This window comes from Paenibacillus vietnamensis (assembly GCF_020169515.1).
GTDB lineage: Bacteria > Bacillota > Bacilli > Paenibacillales > Paenibacillaceae > Pristimantibacillus > Pristimantibacillus vietnamensis.
Window position 1 is genome coordinate 476,907 of the sequence record NZ_JAHMHW010000004.1, and the last position, 23,469, is coordinate 500,375.

The 23,469-nt window shown below is 46.4% G+C and carries 15 protein-coding genes and 1 pseudogene; 5 read left to right on the forward strand and 11 right to left on the reverse strand.

Translation table 11 applies throughout. The features are described 5' to 3' along the window. Positions 1–117: 117 nt before the first annotated feature. Positions 118–465, reverse strand: coding sequence for a hypothetical protein (locus KP806_RS12370; protein WP_224723972.1), 348 nt, complete (start codon positions 463–465; stop codon positions 118–120). Between the two features lie 272 nt (positions 466–737). On the opposite strand from KP806_RS12370, the gene KP806_RS12375 reads away from it, so the two are divergent. The 3 genes from KP806_RS12375 (at position 738) to KP806_RS12385 (ending at position 5,285) form a co-directional block, all read left to right on the forward strand. After that, the gene (locus tag KP806_RS12375; protein WP_224723974.1) at positions 738–2,795 is read left to right on the forward strand and encodes a PKD domain-containing protein; all 2,058 of its coding nucleotides are present in this window, start codon (positions 738–740) and stop codon (positions 2,793–2,795) included. A gap of 202 nt (positions 2,796–2,997) precedes the next feature. Then, positions 2,998–4,026: an ROK family protein gene (locus KP806_RS12380; protein WP_224723976.1), complete on the forward strand. Its 1,029-nt coding sequence runs from the start codon at positions 2,998–3,000 to the stop codon at positions 4,024–4,026. A 59-nt stretch (positions 4,027–4,085) separates the two neighbouring features. Next, entirely contained in the window at positions 4,086–5,285 is a 1,200-nt protein-coding gene (locus KP806_RS12385; RefSeq protein ID WP_224724033.1) for an MFS transporter, read from the forward strand. A 109-nt stretch (positions 5,286–5,394) separates the two neighbouring features. Here KP806_RS12385 and KP806_RS12390 read toward each other — a convergent pair whose 3' ends face one another. Next, positions 5,395–6,549: a Gfo/Idh/MocA family protein gene (locus KP806_RS12390; RefSeq protein WP_224723984.1), complete on the reverse strand. Its 1,155-nt coding sequence runs from the start codon at positions 6,547–6,549 to the stop codon at positions 5,395–5,397. A 13-nt stretch (positions 6,550–6,562) separates the two neighbouring features. Then, positions 6,563–7,636, reverse strand: a complete 1,074-nt coding sequence (locus KP806_RS12395; protein WP_224723985.1) for a Gfo/Idh/MocA family protein — start codon at positions 7,634–7,636, stop codon at positions 6,563–6,565. Positions 7,637–7,758: 122 nt separating this feature from the next. On the opposite strand from KP806_RS12395, the gene KP806_RS12400 reads away from it, so the two are divergent. Together KP806_RS12400 and KP806_RS12405 are read left to right on the forward strand one after the other, a co-directional pair. Further along, the gene (locus KP806_RS12400; protein ID WP_224723986.1) at positions 7,759–8,595 is read left to right on the forward strand and encodes a helix-turn-helix domain-containing protein; all 837 of its coding nucleotides are present in this window, start codon (positions 7,759–7,761) and stop codon (positions 8,593–8,595) included. A 148-nt stretch (positions 8,596–8,743) separates the two neighbouring features. Continuing rightward, complete coding sequence (locus KP806_RS12405) at positions 8,744–11,602, forward strand: glycoside hydrolase family 35 protein (protein ID WP_224723987.1); 2,859 nt, start codon at positions 8,744–8,746, stop codon at positions 11,600–11,602. A gap of 294 nt (positions 11,603–11,896) precedes the next feature. On the opposite strand, the pseudogene KP806_RS12410 reads toward KP806_RS12405, so the two are convergent. The 8 genes and pseudogenes from KP806_RS12410 to KP806_RS12445 all read right to left on the reverse strand — a co-directional run bounded on the left by KP806_RS12410 (position 11,897) and on the right by KP806_RS12445 (position 23,362). Next, positions 11,897–12,707, reverse strand: a pseudogene (locus KP806_RS12410) (IS256 family transposase). 151 nt (positions 12,708–12,858) lie between these two features. Beyond that, positions 12,859–14,175, reverse strand: coding sequence for a group II intron reverse transcriptase/maturase (ltrA, locus tag KP806_RS12415; protein ID WP_224723988.1), 1,317 nt, complete (start codon positions 14,173–14,175; stop codon positions 12,859–12,861). 595 nt (positions 14,176–14,770) lie between these two features. Further along, complete coding sequence (gene ltrA / locus KP806_RS12420; protein WP_224723988.1) at positions 14,771–16,087, reverse strand: group II intron reverse transcriptase/maturase; 1,317 nt, start codon at positions 16,085–16,087, stop codon at positions 14,771–14,773. Positions 16,088–16,794: 707 nt separating this feature from the next. Then, entirely contained in the window at positions 16,795–18,096 is a 1,302-nt protein-coding gene (locus KP806_RS12425) for an ABC transporter substrate-binding protein (RefSeq protein WP_224723989.1), read from the reverse strand. Between the two features lie 96 nt (positions 18,097–18,192). Then, entirely contained in the window at positions 18,193–19,785 is a 1,593-nt protein-coding gene (locus KP806_RS12430; RefSeq protein ID WP_224723990.1) for a response regulator transcription factor, read from the reverse strand. A 24-nt stretch (positions 19,786–19,809) separates the two neighbouring features. Beyond that, the gene (locus tag KP806_RS27805) at positions 19,810–21,549 is read right to left on the reverse strand and encodes a sensor histidine kinase (RefSeq protein WP_224723991.1); all 1,740 of its coding nucleotides are present in this window, start codon (positions 21,547–21,549) and stop codon (positions 19,810–19,812) included. Between the two features lie 28 nt (positions 21,550–21,577). Next, a complete protein-coding gene (locus tag KP806_RS12440; RefSeq protein ID WP_224724034.1) occupies positions 21,578–22,378 on the reverse strand; it encodes a carbohydrate ABC transporter permease in 801 nt (266 codons plus the stop codon). Between the two features lie 45 nt (positions 22,379–22,423). Continuing rightward, the gene (locus tag KP806_RS12445; protein WP_224723992.1) at positions 22,424–23,362 is read right to left on the reverse strand and encodes a carbohydrate ABC transporter permease; all 939 of its coding nucleotides are present in this window, start codon (positions 23,360–23,362) and stop codon (positions 22,424–22,426) included. Positions 23,363–23,469: the final 107 nt, after the last annotated feature.

Here is a 23,469-nt window from a genome sequence, read left to right on the forward strand (position 1 = left end):
CCGTACCAGTCGCGAAATCTGCCAATGGCTCGCCGTACGCGTTCAGGCCTGTTCCGCTAACGGCCAGCCTCGGACCGATTGGCAGAGATGTCATGGAATAATGCGGCTGATCCGATTTCATCGGATCGTTGACCAGATAGGTATTGAGCGACCATACTTGAACGGCAAAGACATTAACTCCAGTACGCAGGCTGGAGCTGACATCCATCGTCTCGTAATAATGTCTCCATCGATCTCCCTTGAGCGGCCCGGATCCGATCGGCTCTCCATTAATCCACAGCCGATATCGGGTATTTGCACTAATAGAAGCTGCAATGCAGCAGGCTCATCCAGAAGAACGGCTAGCCGGTAAAAGAAGAACCGATTTTCTTTGGCATCCGGTGTAATCCCTTTCAGCTCGTAAGCTTCCCTTGGCGGTTTCATCCAATAAGCTCCACTCAGCTTGCACGGTTCAGGTTGTATCATTGCATCCCCTTCTCCTTCATCAGCCCATTTTCCTTATAAGAACCTAGATGTCCAATATATAGATACCAGGCTTCCAGATATACTCGAAAAATCTACAATTTCTTTTGTTTTTCTTTGGTTAGTTCTAATTCTTTTTCGCTAAAGACCCAATTGGACAATGAACGGACTAGGAGGATAAAAAAGCTAAAGTTTTTGTAGTTTTTTAAATATCAGCGGCTGTCCTGTTCACCTATAATGAAAACGCACTCAAAATGACATATGGGAGGCAGAAAATGGGGTTCTTTAAGAAATCGAACATCGCAGCGGCCGTTGGCCAACGAACGAAGTTGGTCGGAAAGCTGGCTGTTGTTACGGCCATGCTCAGCACGTTATTGGTGCCTGGCTTGGGCGCTTCAGCGGAGTCGCCGCCTCCGTTATGCGCTTCAAAAGTTACCGGAGGTCCGATGTGGATTACGGCCGACTGTGTCGACCCGCTGTACAACAAACCGGTGATCGACAGTGAAACCGTTCTGACCGACCCGGTACCGGTTCACAAGGTATCGGGCCACTTCGAGGGGACAGATAAGAAGTTCAACTTCTATTTCCCGCCGAAAAGCCAGTGGCAGGGCCGCTTCTATCATTATGTTTACCCGCTTATCAATGAAAACGCCGAAGACAATATCATCAGCTTCGGCGCGGACAGCGGAGCGTACACGGTGCAGACAAACGGCGGCAGCGGCTACCGGGTCGAAGCGGCGGCGGCCAAGTTCTCCAAGACGGTCGCGGCGAAATACTACGGTTCTTCGAAGAAGATCTATGGCTACATTTGGGGAGGCAGCGGCGGCTCTTACATGACCATCGGCGCCATTGAGAACGCTTCCGGCGTATGGGACGGTGCCGTGCCGTTTATCCCGGGAACGCCGACCTCCATCCCGCATAACTTTTTTATCCGGGGCTTCGCGCGCTTTGTGCTTGCGGACAAGGCACCTCAGATCGCAGATGCGGTCAGTCCCGGCGGCAGCGGCGACCCCTATGCCGGACTCAATGAGGTCGAACGGGCTGTGCTGAAGGAAGTGACGAAGCTCGGCGTACCGCTGCGGGGCTGGATGGACAAAAGGTATATCCTCGGTCTGGGCGATCCTGCCGGCCTCTTGGGCTTCGGAAGTGCGATTAAATCCTTCGATCCGTCCTATGCCGACGACTTCTGGAGCAAGCCGGGCTATCTCGGCACGGAGCATTCCGCTCTCGGCGATCTGTTCCGCGCGGCCAGAGTCGATCAAAAGGTCAGCATTACCCAGATCACCCGCAATGCAGCGAACGAACCGACCAGCCTGTCAGTCGATGAAGTCCCGGCTAATCTGAAATATCCAAATCCCGACTTTACCCTGTACGCAGCCGACGGCTCAAAGATCGGAGCACTAAACGGTTCGCTGGACCCGGCAACGTTGGTATTCACCCTCGCCGGAGCAAACTCGGACAACGTGCTGAATGCCATCGACACCGGTGCCAAGCTTGGGATGGACAACAAGTGGTCCCTCGCTCTGCTCTCCTACCATCGCCATCAGGTTCCGAAGCAGTCCGGCTTCTCCGCATGGGACCAGTTCAGAGCAGATGACGGAACGCCGCTTTACCCGCAGCGTTCCGTGGAGGCAGGCCCGTCCATCGCACGCGGCGTAACCGGCGGCGGCACCTACACCGGCGCGGTCAACGGCAAAGTCATCGTGGTCACCAACCTGCTCGATGTCGACGCTTACCCTTGGGACGGCGACTGGTACAGCCAACGCGTGAAGGCAGCCCTCGGCAAGAGCTACAACGACAACTTCCGGATCTGGTATAACGACTACGCGGATCATGTCGTTCCGCACAACGCCTTTCTCGTAGACTATTGGGGCATTCTCGAGCAAGCGCTGCGGGACATAAGCGCTTGGGCTGAGAAAGGCGTAGCACCGGCAAAATCGACCCGTTACGATATGATCGACAATCAGATCAGCGTTCCGGCTAACGCCGCGGTGCGCCAAGGCATTCAGCCCGTCGTCGATCTGACGGTCAAAGGATCTGACCGGATCGACATCAAAGCCGGCCAAACTGTCACTTTCAAGGCCAAAATCCAGGTACCGCCGGGAGCCGGCAAGGTCGTGGGCACCGAATGGGACTTCCTAGGCAACGGAAACTTCACGACAGCAAAATTCGGAAGTCCAAAACAGACGGTGAACGTGTCGATGACCTTCACTTACGACAAGCCCGGCACTTACTTCCCTTCACTTCGGGCAACCGCCCAGCGCGAGGGCGATGCCGGCACGCCTTTCGCGAAGGTTCCGAATCTCGACCGGGTTCGTGTCGTAGTTCAGTAATCCTCGCAGCAAGACGGCCGGTGGTTGTCCACCGGCTTAGGTGACGAGAAACCCAAAGTCTTTCATCAGACTTTGGGTTTCTTTTGCATTTTATACTCTTTATCAATTCATTTATCTAATTCTAATTGACTTAATCATCATTGAACTTTATACTCTCATTATTAAAACAGTTTTAAAAAGTATTTAAATAAGGGGTGAGAACATGTCGTCTCACACGCATAATACGATTCAGGTTAAGAAGATGAATATCGAGCTGGTTAAAAATGCCTTGAAAGCTCAGGGGATAGCAACAAAAGCATCCATTGCAGCGCTGACCAAGCTGAGTGTTGCCACCTGCGGATCGATACTTAACGAGCTGCTTGCGATAGGTGAAGTCATCGAATTGGAACCGGACGGGCCAACTGGCGGGAGACCAGCCAAGCAATATAAGTACAATGCAAACTTTGGATGTATAATCTGTCTTCTTGTCCGGACGGAAGGCGGCATTCATTCCATCAGCAACAGCATCGTGAATTTGCTTGGCGAGACCATTAGCGAGACAACGTTAGAGCTGCCTCATATTGACATGGATGTTATGGACCGATTCATTGAGGGATTAATTAGTGACAACGAAAATGTTCAAGCGATCGGAATCGGAATCCCGGGCGTCGTTCACCTTGGAGTAATTGGCGTTTGTGATGTTCCGGATCTGGCCGGGCAGCCGTTAGGACCTTATCTGGAACAAAAATTTGAAATCCCGATTACGATCGAGAACGACATGAACATGACGGTATACGGCTTCTACCATCTACAAAATTTCGAAGAAGAGAATACGTTTGCTGTTGTGACGTTTCCGAGGAACCATTTTCCCGGTGCCGGTTTTATTGTAGACGGACGGATCTTATCGGGTAATACCACATTTGGCGGGGAGGTATCCTTCTTGCCGTTTGGCATTTCGCGCGAGGAGCAGCTGCGGGAGCTGCATACAGAGGAAGGCTTTATCCGGCTGGCCGTTAAGACACTCTCTTCCATCATCGCCATTATTAACCCGGTAACCATTGCGATTACAGGAGAGCTGCCTCGCGAGTCACAGCTTCAAGCCTTATATACGGGCTGCTTAAAGGATATTCCGGAGGAGCATATGCCGCAGCTTATTATTCGGAACAACACTCATCGGGAATACATGACGGGCCTTGTCACAGCTACGCTGGAAAGTCTCACTTACCGGTTGCAGGTCACTCAGAAAAGATAACAAGTCGGGAGTAACAAATAGTGGAGAAAAGTGTAAGCAAGTTCAATAAAATTTACGCCATGCAGCTGGCAACCATATTTATTGGATTCGTCATCTTCGGGTTCTCGGAAAATATTAAAGGTCCGGCAATACCGCGCATCCAATTCGACTTTATGTTAAATGAATCCCAGCTTGGCACGTTATTATCTTTGAATGCCCTGGGGTATTTGATCGCCTGTTCCTTTACCGCTTATTTGACTAAAATATGGGGGATCAAATGGGTCACCGTTGCCGCGTTTGCCTCCATGGCGTTATCCGGCATCCTCCTTTATTTCTCCCATTATTACCCGATGTTCTCGGCATCGTATTTCCTGATGTATATCGGCAACGGGATGCTGGAGATTGGCCTTGCTATTCTAAGCGCCCGGATTTTCGTGAAAAACACGGGAATGATGATGAATATGACGCATGGCTTTTACGGCTTAAGCTCAACGGTTGCCCCGCTTCTTGCAACCGGACTGATGAAGGTGACGATTGCCGGTCACACGCTGGATTGGCGCGGGATGTACCTGGCGATGCTGCTATTGTCCGTCATTCCGATTGTAATTGCTTTGTTTAGTAAGTTTCCGGGAGATGACATCTCACACGAAGACCGCGTTCCATTTAAAGCTTTGCTGAAAGACCGGGTATTATGGTTGATGGTGCTGGTGCTTACGTTTGGAGTCGTATCTGAATTGGCCGTCGGCGGCTGGCTCGTTAACTTCCTGGAGAAAGCTTATAGCTGGGATACCGTTAGTGCTTCCGGCATGTTGTCTGTCTTCTTCTTATGCTTCGCCCTGGCCCGGCTATTGCTTGGTCCGCTAACAGACCGGATCGGGTTTGTATTATCCCTCATTATTTTCTCAGGGTTTTCGGCATTATGTACCTTGGTTGCCATATTAGGCGGTGAAAGTGTCGCGTTCCTGTTTGCCGCTTCCGGTGTAGGCATTGCGATGATTTATCCGACAGTAATGGCTTTTATCGCGAAGAGATATCCAAAGGGCAGTGATACGGCGATCACATTCACGGTAACGCTGATGGGATTAGGCAGTGTGATCGGCAATTATCTCATCGGGGGAGTCACAGAGCTCGTCAAACACATGGTTGGTGAGGATTCGCCTACAAGCCTGCTTCGAGGACTTCAAGCCGGCTATGGCTTCATTGGATTATGTGCTGCCTTATGCTCAATAACCGGACTTATTTTATATGTATATTTGTATAAGAGAAAAGAGATCATTTGAATCATCAAGTCGCCAAAAAAAATGCCAACGCATAAATCTGCGTTGGCATCTTTTTTTATTCAGTAACGACTACTTCATAGCTCAACTTTATCCGACCCTTTACGTAAACTTACTTCAGATTGCTGCCCGTCGTAATCTTGATGTCCTGAAAATTTTCGACCGATGCGCTTTTCTCGTAGAAATGCGGAACAGTGTCCTGAATGCCTTGCCGGGTATAGAACGGATCATCGGCTTCGAGCGGGAATTTCACCTTTTCCCCCGTGCTCGCCGATTTGTAAATGCCGAGAATCAGCTCAAGCGTTGCGCGTCCGCTATGTCCATCAATTAACAAGGATTCCCCGAGCTCAATAGCCGACATTACGTTATCAATTTGACCGGCATGCCCTTCATAGGCAACCTCAGGCAAGCTGTCGTAATAGGCTTGAATCTCGGCGGAGAGCGTTGGGTTCGGAGCGGGGAAGCCGTTGCCCATCGAGCTGGAAGCAACCAGCTTCCAAGGAGCGGAGATCCGGGCTCCCTTGCCTTGGAAAATAAGCTGCTGCTCCTCGCCGTGATGAACAACGGAGCTCGTAATTTGGCCAAGGCTGCCGCCGGCGAACCTCAGCATCGCAATCGACAGATCCTCAACCTCCGCATTATCATGCGAGGTATTGCTCATGAAGGCCTGCAGCTCGGTTGGCCGGCCCATCATCCACAGCAGCGCATCGATGTGATGGACGGCATGGTTCAGCGTACAGCCGCCGCCTTCCTTCTCCCAGGTTCCACGCCACCACAGATCATAGTAGCAATGACCGCGCCACCAGAAGGAATCTACCTGCGAGTGGACTACAGGACCAATTAGTCCGCTGTCAAGCACAGCCTTCAGCTTCATCATTGGTGTGCGGAAGCGGTTCTGGGCGACAATCGACAGAAGCTTGCCGCTTTCCTCCGCCGCTTTATTCATCGCATCACATTCTTCCAATGAAGAGGCCATTGGCTTTTCGACCAGGACATGTTTACCTGCCCTCAAGAAGTCGACAGCAATCTCGGCATGCGTGTAAGGAGGCGTGCATACCGAGACCAGATCGATGTCCTGGCTAAGCAGCTCCTTATAATCGCTGTATGCCTTCGCTTCCGTAAGCTGAAGTTGGGCAATTCGATTCACGGCCTTGTCCTTATAAATATCCGAGACGGCAACAATCCGGCATCTTTCAGGGAATTTCAAATACGCTTCAATATGGGCTGTGCTGATTGCTCCGGATCCAATAATAGCAATTTTCAACATGCAGCATCATCTCCTATTCCATGCGGACCGCAAGATTTTGGGCTAATACGCTAAGCTCGGCAGCCTTGAAAGCATGCTCCTGTGTCATCGCATTTTCCGTACGGTGGATGCAATCAAGAATCAGCTGCCCGAAGAACGGATATCCAACCTGGCCTTTTACGGAAAAACGGTATTCTCCCTCTTGGTTGGCCATATACACCTGGTCACCCTCGGGATTGAGCGCAAGATCGAGATTTTTACGGACTTCGATATATCCATCCGTTCCAAGAATAAGCGTCCGGCCGTCTCCCCACGAGCTCAGTCCGTCCGGTGTCAGCCAGTCCACGCGGAAGTAGGCGGCCGCACCGTTGTCGCCCGTCAGCATAACGTCTCCGTAATCCTCCAGCTCCGGAAATTGCTTGTTATGGTAGTTGGCGATTCGGGACTGGACTACCTTTGCATCCTTGGCCCCTGTATAAGACAGAAACTGCTCGATCTGATGGCTGCCGATATCGCAGATAATACCTCCGTACTTTTCCCGTTCGAAAAACCACTCCGGTCTGGACTTCGCATTGAGCCGGTGAGGGCCCCAGCCCATGACCTGCACAACCCGGCCGATCGCTCCTTGCTCGATCAATTGACCGGCAAATAATGCGCCTTCGCAATGGAGTCTTTCGCTGTAATAAACCATGTATTTGCGTCCGGTTTCTGCAGCAGCCCGCTTGGCGTCTTCCAGCTGCTGTATGGTCGTAAGCGGCGCTTTATCCGTAAAATAATCCTTGCCTGCCCTCATCACCCTAAGGCCAAGCGCGCAGCGTTCGGAGGTAATCGCGGCAGAAGCGACCAGCTGAATACGGGGATCCGCAAATATCTCCTCTTCAGAATTGGCCGCTTTTACATGAGGGTAACGCTGCAGGAACCGGTCGACCTTCTCCGGATCGGAATCGTACACATAAACAAGCTCCCCGCCTGCTTCAATCAGTCCGTTGCACATGCCATAGACATGCCCGTGATCCAGCGCGATGGCTGCAAATTGGAACTCCCCGGGCGCCACAACCGGATTTGGTTTGCCTTGCGGCGCATAATTCATGCCATCTGATCTGCTCAAGTGAATTACATCTCCTTTAGTGGAATTGTTTCTAGGATATATGGAAAAAGACATTCATTGTCCCTCGATTTTGCGGTAAAATGTTTATATCTTGCGGTTATGTTGAAAGGGCGGGAGAACCGGTGGTTCATGCTAATTTATTTCATTACGTGTATCGCAGAACGTCAAAGGAGTATTTCCATGAAGTCTTTCATGCCCATTCCCAAATGGAGCTTACTTATGTGCATGAGGGCAGGGGGCTCCTCATTATCGACGGGAAATCGTATTCGATTGAACCAAGCACGCTGCTTGTACTCCCGCCATTCCAGATGCACCGGATTCAGATCCAGGTGACGGAGCAGGAGCCTTTTATACGGAGTGTACTGACATTTGAGCCGGCTGTGCTGCATGACTATTTGAACGATTTTCCTAGCTTGAAGGGGTTCTTCCAGCGGTTGACGCTGCAGCAGGCGAATGTTCATCCGGTAAACGCCATGGCGGAGACCGAGCCGTTGGTGGCTCTGCTTAAGCAATTCGGTTCAACGATGGGCAGCATGAGAGAGGCGGATTTCGAGGAGAATATGGGCGTCTTTCTGCTCAGCCTTGTGTATCAGCTTAAGCAAAGTCCTGACGATGAATCGGCTTTTCTGAAAAAACATAATCATCACGTAGAAGATATCATCGGGTGGATTGAGAAACATTATATGGAACCGTTCCGTCTGGAGGTGCTGGCTAGCGAGCTTCATCTGTCGCCTTATCATGTGGCCCATCTGTTTAAGGAATCGACCGGCACGAGTATTGTTGCCTATACCCAGGCGACCCGGATCCGGCATGCCTGCTCCTTGCTGCGCAAGTCAGCCTTGCCATTATCGGAAATCGGCTACCGTGTAGGCATTCCCAATCCGTCGTATTTCAGTAAACTTTTCAGCCAGATTATGGGCGTAACTCCCTTGAAATATAGGCAGCATCTGGTCAAATAACAAAGACCGGAGGAGCTATTCTAATGATACGTCCCAGCCCTGCTGATCCGTCATTCGCCCTGTATAAAGCAAAAACGAACTGAGGATTATATTGTAAGAAGAAGAAATTAAAAACACTTCTTACATTTTTGCTGCGGGGGTTTTTAAGATGATGATCAATTTCGTCAGAATATTTCTTGCACTACTATTCACTACTGCCTATCTATTCAGCGTTGATATGGATCAAACATTGGAAGCGGCTGAACTGCAAGGCAAATCTCATACCGTAACCTGGGACAAGTATTCGCTCCTGATTGATGGCCAGCGTCTCCCGATATGGTCGGCTGAATTTCATTATTGGCGATTGCCAAGCCGGACGATGTGGATGGACGCGATGCAAAAAATAAAAGCCTCCGGCTTTAACGCCGTCAGCATTTATTTCGACTGGGCCTATCATTCGCCGAAGCAAGGGGTTTATGACTTTACAGGAATTAGAGACATCGATGCGCTTCTTGATATGACTAAGCAAGCGGGACTTTACGTGATCGTGCGGCCAGGCCCCTATATCAATGCCGAGACGGATTCGGGCGGATTTCCCGGCTGGCTTCAAAACACGACGGGCAAAGCAAGAACTTCGGCTCCCGATTACACCGCGGCCTATCGAGAGTGGCTGTCACAGGTTAATCCGATCTTAGCCCGGCATCAAATCACCCGCGGCGGCAACGTCATTTTGTATCAAGTAGAAAACGAATATTTCGGCCCTGACCGAGATGCAAATTATATGCAAGATCTTATTGATAAAGCCAAAGCGGGTGGCATCGATGTGCCTACGTTCCATAATGACGTCAATCTCGGCGGCTTATGGGCTTCGGGCAAAGGAGCCCCGGATCTGTATGCCTTCGATTCCTATCCGCTTGGTTTCGATTGCAGTAAACCGGCTGAATGGGGAAAAGTGCCCGTCGGCATTGAGAAAGGCGTGCGCGCGGCATCGCCAACCAGTCCTATTTTCATAGCGGAATATCAGGGTGGGTCATTCGACAAATGGGGAGGAAGCGGGTATGCGAAGTGCCGTGAGAAGACAGGCCCCGATTTCATAAATGTGTTCTATAAAGGAGTTCTTAGTCAAGGCGCCACGCTGGTAAATGCCTATATGGGCTACGGCGGCACGAACTGGGGCTGGCTGCCGGGGGCAACCTACTATACCTCCTACGATTACGGCGCATCTATCGATGAAGCGATCCGATTGACACCCAAAGCGTATGCCATGAAAAAAATCGGTTACATGCTGCAGACGGTAAATTCAGCAACAAAAACGGAACATGTTGAGGTAAAGGGCACAGCCGTAACGAACCCTGCGCTGACAGTGAATGCAAGGAGAAATCCCGATCATGGAACAACATTTTGGACGCTTATGCATGCCGTTTCCAATTCAGCGTCCGATGAGACGACAAAGCTGAAGATTACGGGGAAGGACGGCTCCTATACGATACCTCAGAAACCGGATACATCCATCCGATTGAACGGCAGAGACAGCAAAACGTTTGTGTCCGGCTATTCCTTCGGCGCTCAGAGATTGGTGTATTCCACGTCCGAGTTGATGACACATAAAACGATCAACAATCAAGACATCGCTGTGTTGTACGGACGTAACGGTGAAGATGGAGAAACCGTTTTACGCTATGCCGCGGAACCGTCAGTGGAAGTGCTCACCGGTACCGTGACACATGCCTATGATAACAAAACAGGAGATCTTCGCTTGAACTACACCCACTCCGGCATGACGAAAGTCAAAATATCCGGAGGCGGCGCTGACCGGAATTTGATCCTATGGCTTGGTACGGATGAGGAAGCTGACAGAGTGTGGATGAATGAGACAGAACGAGGCCCCGTGCTGGTTAGAGGACCTTACCTCGTACGTACGGCCTCGGTCTCCGGAAATGATTTGGCTTTAATGGGCGATACGGATCGCAGTACAGAGATCGAAATTTTAGCGAATGGAATAAGCAGCGTTACTTGGAATGGAGGCAAACTCCCGCTCGCAGCCGCTCAAGACGGATCCATGCTGTCTGTATTAGGCGGCCCGCCGGAAATTCAACTGCCGGAGCTGACAGGCTGGAAATTTAAAACGGAAGCGCCTGAGAAGGAAATCAACTTTGATGACTCCGGCTGGACGACTGCCAAAGCCGATAACTTAAGGATGGATGCTTACGGATATCACTACGGCTATGTCTGGTATCGAGGACATTTCAAAGGAAATGGCCAGGAAACGAATATTACGCTGCATGCTAATCCGGGTGATTACGGTCGTTATCATGTATGGTTGAACGGCACCTTTATTGGAGGAAGCGACTCTCCTGAAACCTTCAAGTTCCCTGCAGGAATCGTGAAAGCCGGTCAAGATAATGTGATCGGCGTTTTAGCGGTCAATATGGGCCATAATCAAGATTTTGAATCCGATGAAGCATGGCGCGAACCAAGAGGCTTAATAACCGCAGCTATTTCTGGAGCAACATCGCCAACGAACTGGAAAATTCAAGGCGCACCGGGCGGTGAAAATATCGTCGATAAAACCCGCGGCATATTTAATACGAGCGGTCTTTACGGAGAACGGAAAGGCTGGCATTTGCCCAGGTTCAACACATCGTCTTGGCATGATGTTACGCTGCCGCACGATTGGTCTGAAGCGTCTGCTCCCGGCGAAGGCGTCAGCTGGTATAAGACGCAATTCACTTTGAACGTCCCGGATGATGTTGATGCTCCGATAGGCATTCATTTTGACAAACCGGACAACAAAAAGATACGCGCTCGCCTGTTCATTAACGGCTGGAATATGGGAATGTATATGAATCATGTCGGCCCGCAAAGCACGTTTTACGTCCCAAAAGAAATTCTCCATACGAACGGCGTGAATGATATTTCCATTGCTGTCTGGGGAGAAGGGACAGAAGACGGAGGACTTGGCCGAATTGCACTGACTCCTTATGGCGTATATAGTAAAGCTCGTGGCGGAAGCGTTGCAGCTCCATAATGTTCGTTCTAGACGTTCATTACCCCTCAGATGATATAGCGAGATTGAATCATGACTATGTCGATGGGGGTGATGAATTGGCTTTGCGCGCTTGGTGAGGAAAAATAAAGTTGTTTAATGCAATTTCAGAGATCTAGCTATTAGAACACCAAAAAGTGCTCAACTTTGCATAAGCAAAGTTAAGCACTTTTACATGTTCTCAATATCAGGACAAAGCTACTTAGTTACGAGTTAGCTTAGTATAACTTCGGTGGGTCTGTCCAGTATTTTGTGTAAACCCTCTTGTAACAAAAATTAACGTAGGTACTTGCCAATCCTATCAGGGAAGAAGACAGAGAGCTGGAGGAGCATTTTTTGGCCCCAGTTCTGTACGCGTCCCGTCCACTTACGAGTCACATCCATGGTTGCCAGGTAGAGCATCTTAAGCAGCGATTCATCAGAAGGGAAAATGCTCTTCCCTTTGGTTACCTTTCGAAGCTGACGGTGGTAGCTCTCGATCATATTGGTTGTATAAATCAGTTTACGAATCTCTGGTGGGTATTTGAAGAAGGTGGATAGCTCCGCCCAGTTGTTGCGCCACGAACGGACGATAAGCGGATATTTGTTGCCCCAGACATCTTCAAATCGATCCAGCTCCAATAACGCTGCTTCCTCTGTTGCAGCCTTGTAGATAGGCTTCAGGTCAGCTGTTACTTTCTTCAGGTCCTTGTAAGAGACGTAGCGTGTTGAATTGCGAATTTGATGGATCATGCACTTTTGAATCTCGGTGTTCGGATAACAGGCGGAAATAGCCTGAGAGAATCCCGTCAGATTGTCCACACAGGTGATGAGAATGTCCTGAACCCCGCGGTTACGCAGGTCGTTCAATACGCTGAGCCAGAACTTCGAGGACTCATTCTCCCCGATTGCCGTTACGGCTGTTAGTCGTCACCTTGCTCTTTACATCGTGCTTTTCATAACCTAACTCGGTGTCGAGTTCCGCCTCCAGCATGGACTGCAGCGTCTCTGCGAACAGCTCTTTCAACGCCGACTGCACATCCTCCATCGTCTTGAGGTTGTTGTCCTTCACAAACGCCTTCACTTGTTCTTTATTGAATCTCGCCATGTGTGCCATCCTCTCAAACCAACCTTTCTCTTATTGCAATATGGTTTGAGAGTTGTAGAGTAGAAGAGCGCCTTTCCTTGCAGGATTGTACGCTCCCCCCTCGCAGAACCGTGCTTGCGCTATTTACGCACACGGCTCCTCATCGGAAGCTTCACACGAGGGCCTTTCCGCCAAACATACTCGAATATATTCTTGGTTTGGGTAGTGGATTGGCTTCCATTAGCAATAAAAACTTGTCCCAGGTATAGCTATTCCGTTGGCTTCTCCGGTTCAACCATTTAAATAGCAACCTCATTGTACCGTACCAGTACCTCGACAGCATTGGACCATTGTCTGTGATGCCGTAATACCTGTAGTGTCCAGTGAGTTTTGCTTTGAGCTGATCCATGAGTGATTTGACCGGTAGGGTTCGATTGGCCTTTATCCATACCTTCATTCGATTGAGGGCGGCTTGAAATTTCTTCCTGCTCGTTTGTCGCTTCACTCTAAATTTTCCGTTTCGACTTTTCCCACAATAGTGGGTAAATCCTAGGAAATCGAATGTCTCCGGCCTGCCCTCTCCTCTGTTCCCCTTGTTTTGTGCAGCAAATTGGCCAAATTCCATAATCTTGCTCTTTTCTGGCGCTATCTCCAGGTTGAACTTTTTGAGCCTATCCTTAAGTTGCAGATAAAAATTTCGAGCTTCACCTTCAGATTGGAAACAGCATACAAAATCATCCGCGTAACGAACCATGTAGGTCTGGCCTCTGTATTGCTTCTTCATTCGTTTTTCAAACCATAAGTCCAGTACGTAGTGTAGGTAGACATTAGCGAGCACGGGGGAGATGATTCCTCCCTGCGGCGTACCTTGTTCGGTTTGCCGAAGGATTCCTTCCTCCATCATGCCAGCTTTGAGCATACGCTGTATCAGTTGCAACAGTTTACGGTCCTTGATTCGAACCTCCAGGCATTTGATCATCCAGCTATGATCAACATGGTCAAAGAAACCAGATATGTCCGCATCCACAACCCAGTTCGTTTTCTTCGTCATGATCGTCGTATTTAGCATTCGCAATGCGTCGTGACAGCCAAGCCCTGGTCGAAATCCAAAAGAAAAATTCAGAAAGTCCTGTTCGTATAGGGCAGACAGGATTTTACTTACTGCCAACTGAACAATCTTATCTTCGTAAGCTGGGATACCCAGCGGTCTCATCTTCTTGCTTCCAGGCTTAGGGATATAAACTCGCCTGACGGGTTGAGGTTTGTAAGCCATTTGGCGCAAGGAGTGATGCAGTTTCTTTAAATTCATGCACAGATTCTCCTCGTATCGCGCTTTCGTAACTTCATCCACTCCGACAGCTTTGTCCCCTCTCAGTTCTTGGTGGCACATGTACAATGCTTCCTCGTCCAGAAGGTGGATTAGGCTCGTAAACTGTTCTTTGGGTCGATCTTTTGCTAATTGTGCTATCTTAACAAGTTTTGTTTCCAATTCGCTTCCACCTCTGAGTGTGGGAATTGTGTCCTTTGCCAAGGTCTTCAGATGTAGCTTCCTTTTCTCCACCGCCATTACGCAGCTTCATCGATACTACTTAGCTATCCGACTCCCTATCTCTCATTTGCTTTCCTTGCTTGGTTTTCGCTTGTACGGCATACCCAGTGATTCTAGGGAAAGATAGGGTCTCCCGGGTTACCGCTAATTCTCGATTTATAACGTGCCAAGCTCTTAGACCCCGGAGCGCCTGTTCAACCTCACCATTGCGCTTGAACAGGTTTCGCCTTCTGTATGTGTAACTACATCGGCCAATCTCGACTAATATTTCGAGGCTCAATCACTTCAGCTTACGCTTTCGGCCCGCTACTTTGCCGTTCTACGCTTAAAGCTATCCGTTACCGGATAACCTCCAAGAACTAGCTACAGGATGGCTGGTTAGGCTTTATCCTGATGGGACTCTCACCCACTAGAATTAGCGACCTTGCCCGGCCGCACGTAGAGTAGAAGAGCGCCTTTCCTTGCAGGATTGTACGCTCCCCCCTCGCAGAACCGTGCTTGCGCTATTTACGCACACGGCTCCTCATCGGAAGCTTCACACGAGGGCCTTTCCGCCAAACATACTCGAATATATTCTTGGTTTGGGTAGTGGATTGGCTTCCATTAGCAATAAAAACTTGTCCCAGGTATAGCTATTCCGTTGGCTTCTCCGGTTCAACCATTTAAATAGCAACCTCATTGTACCGTACCAGTACCTCGACAGCATTGGACCATTGTCTGTGATGCCGTAATACCTGTAGTGTCCAGTGAGTTTTGCTTTGAGCTGATCCATGAGTGATTTGACCGGTAGGGTTCGATTGGCCTTTATCCATACCTTCATTCGATTGAGGGCGGCTTGAAATTTCTTCCTGCTCGTTTGTCGCTTCACTCTAAATTTTCCGTTTCGACTTTTCCCACAATAGTGGGTAAATCCTAGGAAATCGAATGTCTCCGGCCTGCCCTCTCCTCTGTTCCCCTTGTTTTGTGCAGCAAATTGGCCAAATTCCATAATCTTGCTCTTTTCTGGCGCTATCTCCAGGTTGAACTTTTTGAGCCTATCCTTAAGTTGCAGATAAAAATTTCGAGCTTCACCTTCAGATTGGAAACAGCATACAAAATCATCCGCGTAACGAACCATGTAGGTCTGGCCTCTGTATTGCTTCTTCATTCGTTTTTCAAACCATAAGTCCAGTACGTAGTGTAGGTAGACATTAGCGAGCACGGGGGAGATGATTCCTCCCTGCGGCGTACCTTGTTCGGTTTGCCGAAGGATTCCTTCCTCCATCATGCCAGCTTTGAGCATACGCTGTATCAGTTGCAACAGTTTACGGTCCTTGATTCGAACCTCCAGGCATTTGATCATCCAGCTATGATCAACATGGTCAAAGAAACCAGATATGTCCGCATCCACAACCCAGTTCGTTTTCTTCGTCATGATCGTCGTATTTAGCATTCGCAATGCGTCGTGACAGCCAAGCCCTGGTCGAAATCCAAAAGAAAAATTCAGAAAGTCCTGTTCGTATAGGGCAGACAGGATTTTACTTACTGCCAACTGAACAATCTTATCTTCGTAAGCTGGGATACCCAGCGGTCTCATCTTCTTGCTTCCAGGCTTAGGGATATAAACTCGCCTGACGGGTTGAGGTTTGTAAGCCATTTGGCGCAAGGAGTGATGCAGTTTCTTTAAATTCATGCACAGATTCTCCTCGTATCGCGCTTTCGTAACTTCATCCACTCCGACAGCTTTGTCCCCTCTCAGTTCTTGGTGGCACATGTACAATGCTTCCTCGTCCAGAAGGTGGATTAGGCTCGTAAACTGTTCTTTGGGTCGATCTTTTGCTAATTGTGCTATCTTAACAAGTTTTGTTTCCAATTCGCTTCCACCTCTGAGTGTGGGAATTGTGTCCTTTGCCAAGGTCTTCAGATGTAGCTTCCTTTTCTCCACCGCCATTACGCAGCTTCATCGATACTACTTAGCTATCCGACTCCCTATCTCTCATTTGCTTTCCTTGCTTGGTTTTCGCTTGTACGGCATACCCAGTGATTCTAGGGAAAGATAGGGTCTCCCGGGTTACCGCTAATTCTCGATTTATAACGTGCCAAGCTCTTAGACCCCGGAGCGCCTGTTCAACCTCACCATTGCGCTTGAACAGGTTTCGCCTTCTGTATGTGTAACTACATCGGCCAATCTCGACTAATATTTCGAGGCTCAATCACTTCAGCTTACGCTTTCGGCCCGCTACTTTGCCGTTCTACGCTTAAAGCTATCCGTTACCGGATAACCTCCAAGAACTAGCTACAGGATGGCTGGTTAGGCTTTATCCTGATGGGACTCTCACCCACTAGAATTAGCGACCTTGCCCGGCCGCACTACACAGAATATTTTACAGACTCACTTCGGTAATTTATCCAACGTTACAGCAGGGTGTTTAAACGGAGCTTGTTAATAAAAAAGCCATTTTCGCACACTTCACCTAGGTGAAATGATGGAGAACTTACCACTTTTGAGAAATTGGCCAAGATCGCAAGCTGCGATCTATATACTCCCTGGTTAATTATTTCAATGTGTAAAAAAGAACGCTAATTGGCTTCTTCGTATTGCTGAGCTAGTTTCATGACTTCTTCATAGGTTTCTTCCGGTGTAATCACATCAAACATAAATTTCTCGTAAATTTTCAAATAATCATTTTGAAAATTACTCCACCCTTTGGGCTCCGGGGTGAATGGTTGAGGATTATTATCAGCTGTTACAGAAATGAGTTCAGCGCTTAGTTTATCTGCCGTCGAAAAATCAGATTTAAGCAGTTCTAAATTACTATTATTCACAGGCAGCCCACGACTAGTCCCTAAGATTTTAGCAGCTTCAGGGTCATTAACAAACCAATCCACAAATTTTTGGGCTTCTTCCTGTTGTTTAGAGCTCTTATTAATACTCCAGAACATGGAGGGCTTTAAATGTCCGCCACTTTCCGATGCTCTAGGCATGGTTACTACGCCATAAGCACCTGGTTTTAAAGAGTCAAGAGAACCGATTTGTGCAGCATAATTAGGGCGCATCAAAATCGTTTCATTCACTAAGATATCGGCAGTAGGATCAAATTCTACATGAGCAGATGTTATTTCAGCACTAGGAACTGCACCTTTATCTCGCAATTCTTTCATTTTAGTTAGGAACTCAATATATAGGTCTTTATCTAAATTAAATGTGCCGTTAGCGTATACATCACCTTTACCGTAAGCTAGTTGATATACATTATACTTATGAATACCATCAGCATCACCAATTACACTTTTGCCGTCTCCAAGCTTTGCTTTTGCTTCTTCTACAAATGCAAAATAATCATCCCAAGTCCAGCCATTAGATGGAGGAGTAATACCCAACTTCTCTACAACTGATTTGTCATAGATTAAACCAAATGCGTTACTTCCCAGGGGCATTGCATATAAAGTATCGTTTACTTTACCTGAAGCAAGCAACTCGGAGGACACTTGTTCAGTATTAATGGAAGATAATTCCGAGAACAATCCCCTTGTAGCATAGTCCTCCAAATAAGCCGCATCCATTTGGATAATATCAGGTGCATTCCCTGCACTAAATTGAACGCCTAACTTATCCCAGTAACCATCCCATCCTGAAAATTCCGCTTCAAACTTAACATTAGGGTTTTTCTGGGAGTAAAGCTCTATTGCTTTTTGGGTTGCATCATGTCTTGCTTGCGATCCCCACCATACAATTCTCAAAGTTACAGCACCATTCTGATCAGCAGATTCATTCCTATTCCCTTCATTACCGGATTCGTTTGACCCTGTTGCACAGCCGACTAATGCAAGGATCAACACAATGATTACACTAAGGAAAGCTTGTCTTCTCCATGACTTCATTTTTTTTCCCCTCTCTATTATTGAATACGTTACCATCATATATGGAAAGTTAGATCAGGAAAATAGGAGGAAACCACACTTTTCTTTTAATATCCATCAGTTATCTAGCATTTTTTCACTTACAAATTCACTTGGGTTCATCCCAGTATACTTCTTAAAAAGCGTGCTGAAATAAGGAATATTTTTATACCCTACTCGTTCTGAAACTTCGTAAATTAAATACTTTCCGTCAAGCAGCATGGCCTTGGCTTTCTCCATCCTTACCTTAGTTAAGTATTGATTAAAGGTATCGCCCATGGCCTTCTTAAATATTTGATTCAAATAATTTTTTGTAAGATATATTTCATTTGCTAATCGTTCCAAAGTGAGTTCGTCGCCGTAATGCTTATGAATATAATCGACCATTAGATCCACAACTTGTTTGTGCTTAGCATTAATTTGCAAATATTTACGATCATTGACGTTCCTTAACAAATTCGAGACCCAATCATTTAAGTGGTCGAAACCTCTAATTTCGGCAATTCCCGCTTTCAATTGTACTTCGTTTAGATTTGAATTTATTCGTGGCGTATTCTTCGAAATATTTAATAATAAGTTCAAAATTTCAAATGCAAAATACTGAAGGAAGTGTTCGTCGGGATTTATCTCTCTTATTGCATCCATATGTTTTTGAACGAGTTCATTTATTTCCGTCTCATCATTCAAAAAAGCTTGGTACAATTGCTGATAAAAATCAAACGTCTTGATCAACAAATTTTGGTAAATCCCGCTTCCCATTAAAGAAGACTGAGAACTGTTATATAGATCCTGAAACGCCTCCTCAAGTGAATCAGGTATATAAGCATAGTCACTTTTCACTTGTCCAATGCCTGCTTTGATTTCAAGATTTAAATACATTGAAATATGAGACTGAACGCGTTCTATAAGCCCTTCAGTAAGCTGGCGAATATCACGTATATCTTTGTCTAAATGAAGAAGCAGCGCCCAGTTAGAACCATGCAGTTCAACTAAATGCGACTCGATCCAAAGGTCCTTAACCGTTTCTTCTAGGACATTATAGACAGCAAAGCGAAACAAATTCCAACTTCCAATTGAGATATCACGTACTCTTTGCGTTCTTTGTAATTCAAAAATGATCACGAGATGATCTTTTTCAATCCACCAGTCCCTATTCCCCATCCGCAGCATGGAAGTATTTAGTTCTAAGGGTGTCCTGCTGGTTAAAATTGCTCGGAGCGCTTGTTTTTGTACAAAGGGTTCATAAAGCTCCAATTTCTGTTTCATCACACTATATTGCATAGTTTGTTCTAGTTCTCTTTCAAGACTGATGATGGCGCTAGACAGGGCACTTTTTATTTGTTCCATCGTTACCGGCTTTGACAAGTAATCATGAACTTCCAGACGCAGTGCATTCCGGGCGATTTCGAAATCGTTATATCCACTTAAAATAATTAGTTTTCCGCAATAATCCTCGGTCCGGAGCTCTTCCATCATCCGCATGCCATCCTTCACAGGCATATAGATATCCGTAATTACAATGTCTGGGCTAAAATCATGAATTAACTGGATGCCTTCTTCACCATCCAAAGCAACACCTACCAATGTGGCGCCCAAAATGTCCCAAGGGATCATTTTTTTCATAGCTTCAAGCACTTGAAAATCATCATCGATAATAACAACTGTCCACATCCAAGTCCGTTCCTCCTTAAAGGCTTATTTTCTGTCGCTTTGACTCGTTTGATGAACTATGGGCAAATGAATGACGGCGCGGACTCCTCCCGTCACCAAATTATTGAGCTCGAAGCCGTACCTCTCTCCAAAATAGGTTTGAATTCTTTCCTTAACATTATTCAAAGCATATCCGCCAAAAGAATTGTCCGTTGACTCCTGCCAACCCTTTCGAAGTCCTCTTCCATCGTCTTCGATTACAATGGATAACTGGCCTTTCTCTTCATATGCTTGAAGTGTCAGCTCAGCCTTTTCCTTTCCATGAAATCCATGCCGAAAAGCATTTTCTATGAAAGGTTGAATCGTTACTTTAGGAATAACATAATCATACAACGGTTCTGGCACATCAATATTTACGGATAACCTGTCCTTCCAGCGTATTTTTTGAAGTTCGAGGTAACACTGTACAAGCTCTAACTCTTGCTTCAAGGTTATTAAACCTTTGCCATGAGACAACGTTATTCTTAACATTCTGCCTAGTAAGGAAATCATTTCACTAACATTCGTTTGATTTGACTCTATAGCAGCCCAATTGATTTGATCCAGTGTATTATATAAAAAATGTGGATTGATCATAGCCTGCAGCGCCTTAACTTCAACTTCCTTTTGCATTGTATACTGGAGCTCTAAATCGTTATAGAGCGACTCAATTCGATCCACTAGTTTCCGGTAGCCTTGGAACAGATGACCAAACTCATTTCTATAGTCATTCGGTATGATGCCTAGATCTTTATGGTTCGGGTATTTGTTCATGAGACGAACTAAATGCATAATTGGCCGTGTAAATTGATGGACGAATAACCTTATTATTAACAGAATAAAGAACATAGATACGAATCCAATCCACCAAATCGTCGTTCGAATTTTGTTTGAACCGCTTACCATTTTATCCCATGTTGTAAATTCAATTAAACCCCATTTGGAATCCGGTGATCTGGACCACACCATGAGATACGACTTCTGGTTGATGATCGTTTTCATGTAACCTGAGTCTTGCTCTGGAATTAATGTAAAATCGGAAATGATGACTGGATCTTCATCATCTTGACTAAGATGCAAGAGCGGTCTGCCTCCTGAATCGAGCAGTGTTCTCATTGAATTATGATTCTTACCAGATATAACCTCTTCCCAGTACTTCACATCGGTATTTATAATGAGTAATCCATAATAATCATTCGTTCTAGTATAAAGCTTTCTAGCAAAGCTAATCACATTATTAGATTGATTTTGAATCGTAATGGCATGCTTACCTAGCCATGCAGAATCCGATAGTAAAATCGGTTCGGCCCAAGCGTCATTAGGGTAATTCATCAGCTTATCAAAACGTACAAACTCATTTTTCTCTATAATATCTACGTTTGTCCACAGCTCGACAGAATGAATTTTGGGGGTGGTATACAGCAAATGGCTCAGAGTTTTATTAAGCTCATCCTGAGCCATTACTTTTTCATACACTGAACCGTCTTCATCCTGGAATTGAACGTAGCTTTTCTCAATCGCCTTCGTCGCATTTAAGGATAACTGCTCCAGCCCCTGGAACTGGTTAATCGCCTTCTGGTTTAATTCCGTCAATAATTTAGATTGATAATGCGATGTGTTCTCGACAAATTCACTGGTAACTATATTCGTGATGATGTACGATACAACAGCCAAAAGGAGAGTCATGAATCCCACGACTCCCCATAAGAACATCACTTCAATTTTAAACCGTTTGAAAGGATTCACAGCCGCCTCCTGCGTTGATGCTTTTCTTTTACCCTTTTAATGCCCCCGCAGAGATACCTTCTACAAAATGCTTTTGTGCGAAGAAAAAGATGATGACAGCCGGAACCACAGATAACAGCGACATAGCTAGCATTTGGCCCCAAGGCATTGCAGATTGAGTATCAATAAATAATTTCAGCGCTAAATTGATGGTGTATTTGTCTACGCTGTTGATATATAGCAGCTGTCCAAAAAAGTCATCCCAATTCCATAGAAAGCAAAAGATCCCCACTGTCACAAGTGCTGGTTTTGTTAACGGCATCATAATATACCAGTATATCCGAAACCATGAACAACCATCCATCCTTGCAGAGTCATCTAATTCCTTTGGGATGCCTCGCATAAATTGAACAAGCATAAAGATAAAGAACGAACCACCCGCTCCACTACCTAGTGCGTGCGGCACATAAAAAGGCAAATACGTATTAATCCATCCAAACCAATTGTACAAGACATATTGCGGCACGGTAAGTACCTGTCCTGGCAGCATCAACGTGACAAGAAGGATGGCAAACCAAAACTTACGAAGCGGAAAATCGAGTCGCGCAAAAGCAAACGCCGCTAAACTGCAGGATATTATCGTTGTAAACAACACGCCTCCAATAAGCGTAAACGTATTTAAATAAAAGTGAGTGAATGAATAATTGGGTACAGCAAACCATCCATCAATATAATTACTCCAAACGGGGTTTTTGGAAAAAATGTTGGGAGAACTCATTTCGGCATTCGATTTCAACGAAGCCCCCAGCCACCAAAGCACCGGATACACCATTAACAGACTAAATGCCATAATGAAAATTTGCCTGGATAGAGGATTGATTGTCTTATTCACGTCTTATTTGCCTCCTTCATTTTCATAAAACACCCATTGCCGGGAGGATAGAAAGACAAGGGCTGTCGCTATGGCAATAATCAATAACAAAATCCAAGCTAACGCAGAAGCATAACCCATCTGGAATCTAGCAAAGCCCAGCTCATACAAGTACATAACATACACATACGTAGAGTTAATGGGCCCGCCTTTCGTAATAATGAAGGCTTGTGTAAACATTTGAAACGCTGTAATAGTTTGCATTACAAGGTTAAATAGAATGATCGGTGACAACATGGGTAATGTAATTTTTCTAAATTTTACAAACCAATCCGCTCCATCTACCGAAGCGGCTTCATAAAGATCCAGTGGAATTTGCTTCAGACCTGCCAAAAATATCACCATGGATGAGCCAAATTGCCAGACTACAAGCAATATCAATGTAGCCAGAGCCGTATCCGGAGAGTTGATCCATGACTTCCCCTCGAACCCAAATATCCCAATAAGTTGGTTAATGAAACCCTCTTTACCGAATATATTTTTCCATAAAATAGATATAGCTATACTTCCGCCTATTAAGGATGGAAAATATATCATTGTTCGGTAGAAGGACAATCCCCTTATCTCTTTGTTCAAGAGCATGGCTACAACCAATGCAAAAAGGAGCTTAAAGGGCACTGCAAAGAGCACAAATAACAAGGTTACTTTCAGTGACTGTCTGAACGTGTCATCTTCAAATAGGATTTCACTGTAATTCTGAAACCCCACCCACTCAGGAGTATCCAATATTGTATAATTTGTTAACGAATAATAAAATGACATCACCATAGGATAAGCAACAAGAACAAGGATCCCTACAATCCATGGCATCAAAAATAGGTACCCTGCTAAAGGAGACTCCCACCGCTTAGGCTTTCTCGATAATGCGATGGTTGTACTGCTGCTAGTAATGTCTGAATTCATGATTGATTCCACCCCTTCTGACAGGTCAATGTTTTAATTTCATTATAAGTTACCGAGAAACATGCCAAAATGAGAGGAAACAACAATCTCCTTTTAAAAATCATCAA

What these genes read in the sequence shown, in the direction of transcription:
- KP806_RS12425 (WP_224723989.1), bottom strand. Translation starts at nt 18,096, where the DNA reads ATGAAGTCATGGAGAAGACAAGCTTTCCTTAGTGTAATCATTGTGTTG.
- KP806_RS12390 (WP_224723984.1), bottom strand. Translation starts at nt 6,549, where the DNA reads ATGTTGAAAATTGCTATTATTGGATCCGGAGCAATCAGCACAGCCCAT.
- KP806_RS12375 (WP_224723974.1), top strand. Translation starts at nt 738, where the DNA reads ATGGGGTTCTTTAAGAAATCGAACATCGCAGCGGCCGTTGGCCAACGA.
- KP806_RS12370 (WP_224723972.1), bottom strand. Translation starts at nt 465, where the DNA reads ATGATACAACCTGAACCGTGCAAGCTGAGTGGAGCTTATTGGATGAAA.
- KP806_RS12445 (WP_224723992.1), bottom strand. Translation starts at nt 23,362, where the DNA reads ATGAATTCAGACATTACTAGCAGCAGTACAACCATCGCATTATCGAGA.
- KP806_RS12440 (WP_224724034.1), bottom strand. Translation starts at nt 22,378, where the DNA reads ATGGCATTTAGTCTGTTAATGGTGTATCCGGTGCTTTGGTGGCTGGGG.
- KP806_RS12430 (WP_224723990.1), bottom strand. Translation starts at nt 19,785, where the DNA reads ATGTGGACAGTTGTTATTATCGATGATGATTTTCAAGTGCTTGAAGCT.
- KP806_RS12405 (WP_224723987.1), top strand. Translation starts at nt 8,744, where the DNA reads ATGATGATCAATTTCGTCAGAATATTTCTTGCACTACTATTCACTACT.
- KP806_RS12385 (WP_224724033.1), top strand. Translation starts at nt 4,086, where the DNA reads ATGCAGCTGGCAACCATATTTATTGGATTCGTCATCTTCGGGTTCTCG.
- KP806_RS12380 (WP_224723976.1), top strand. Translation starts at nt 2,998, where the DNA reads ATGTCGTCTCACACGCATAATACGATTCAGGTTAAGAAGATGAATATC.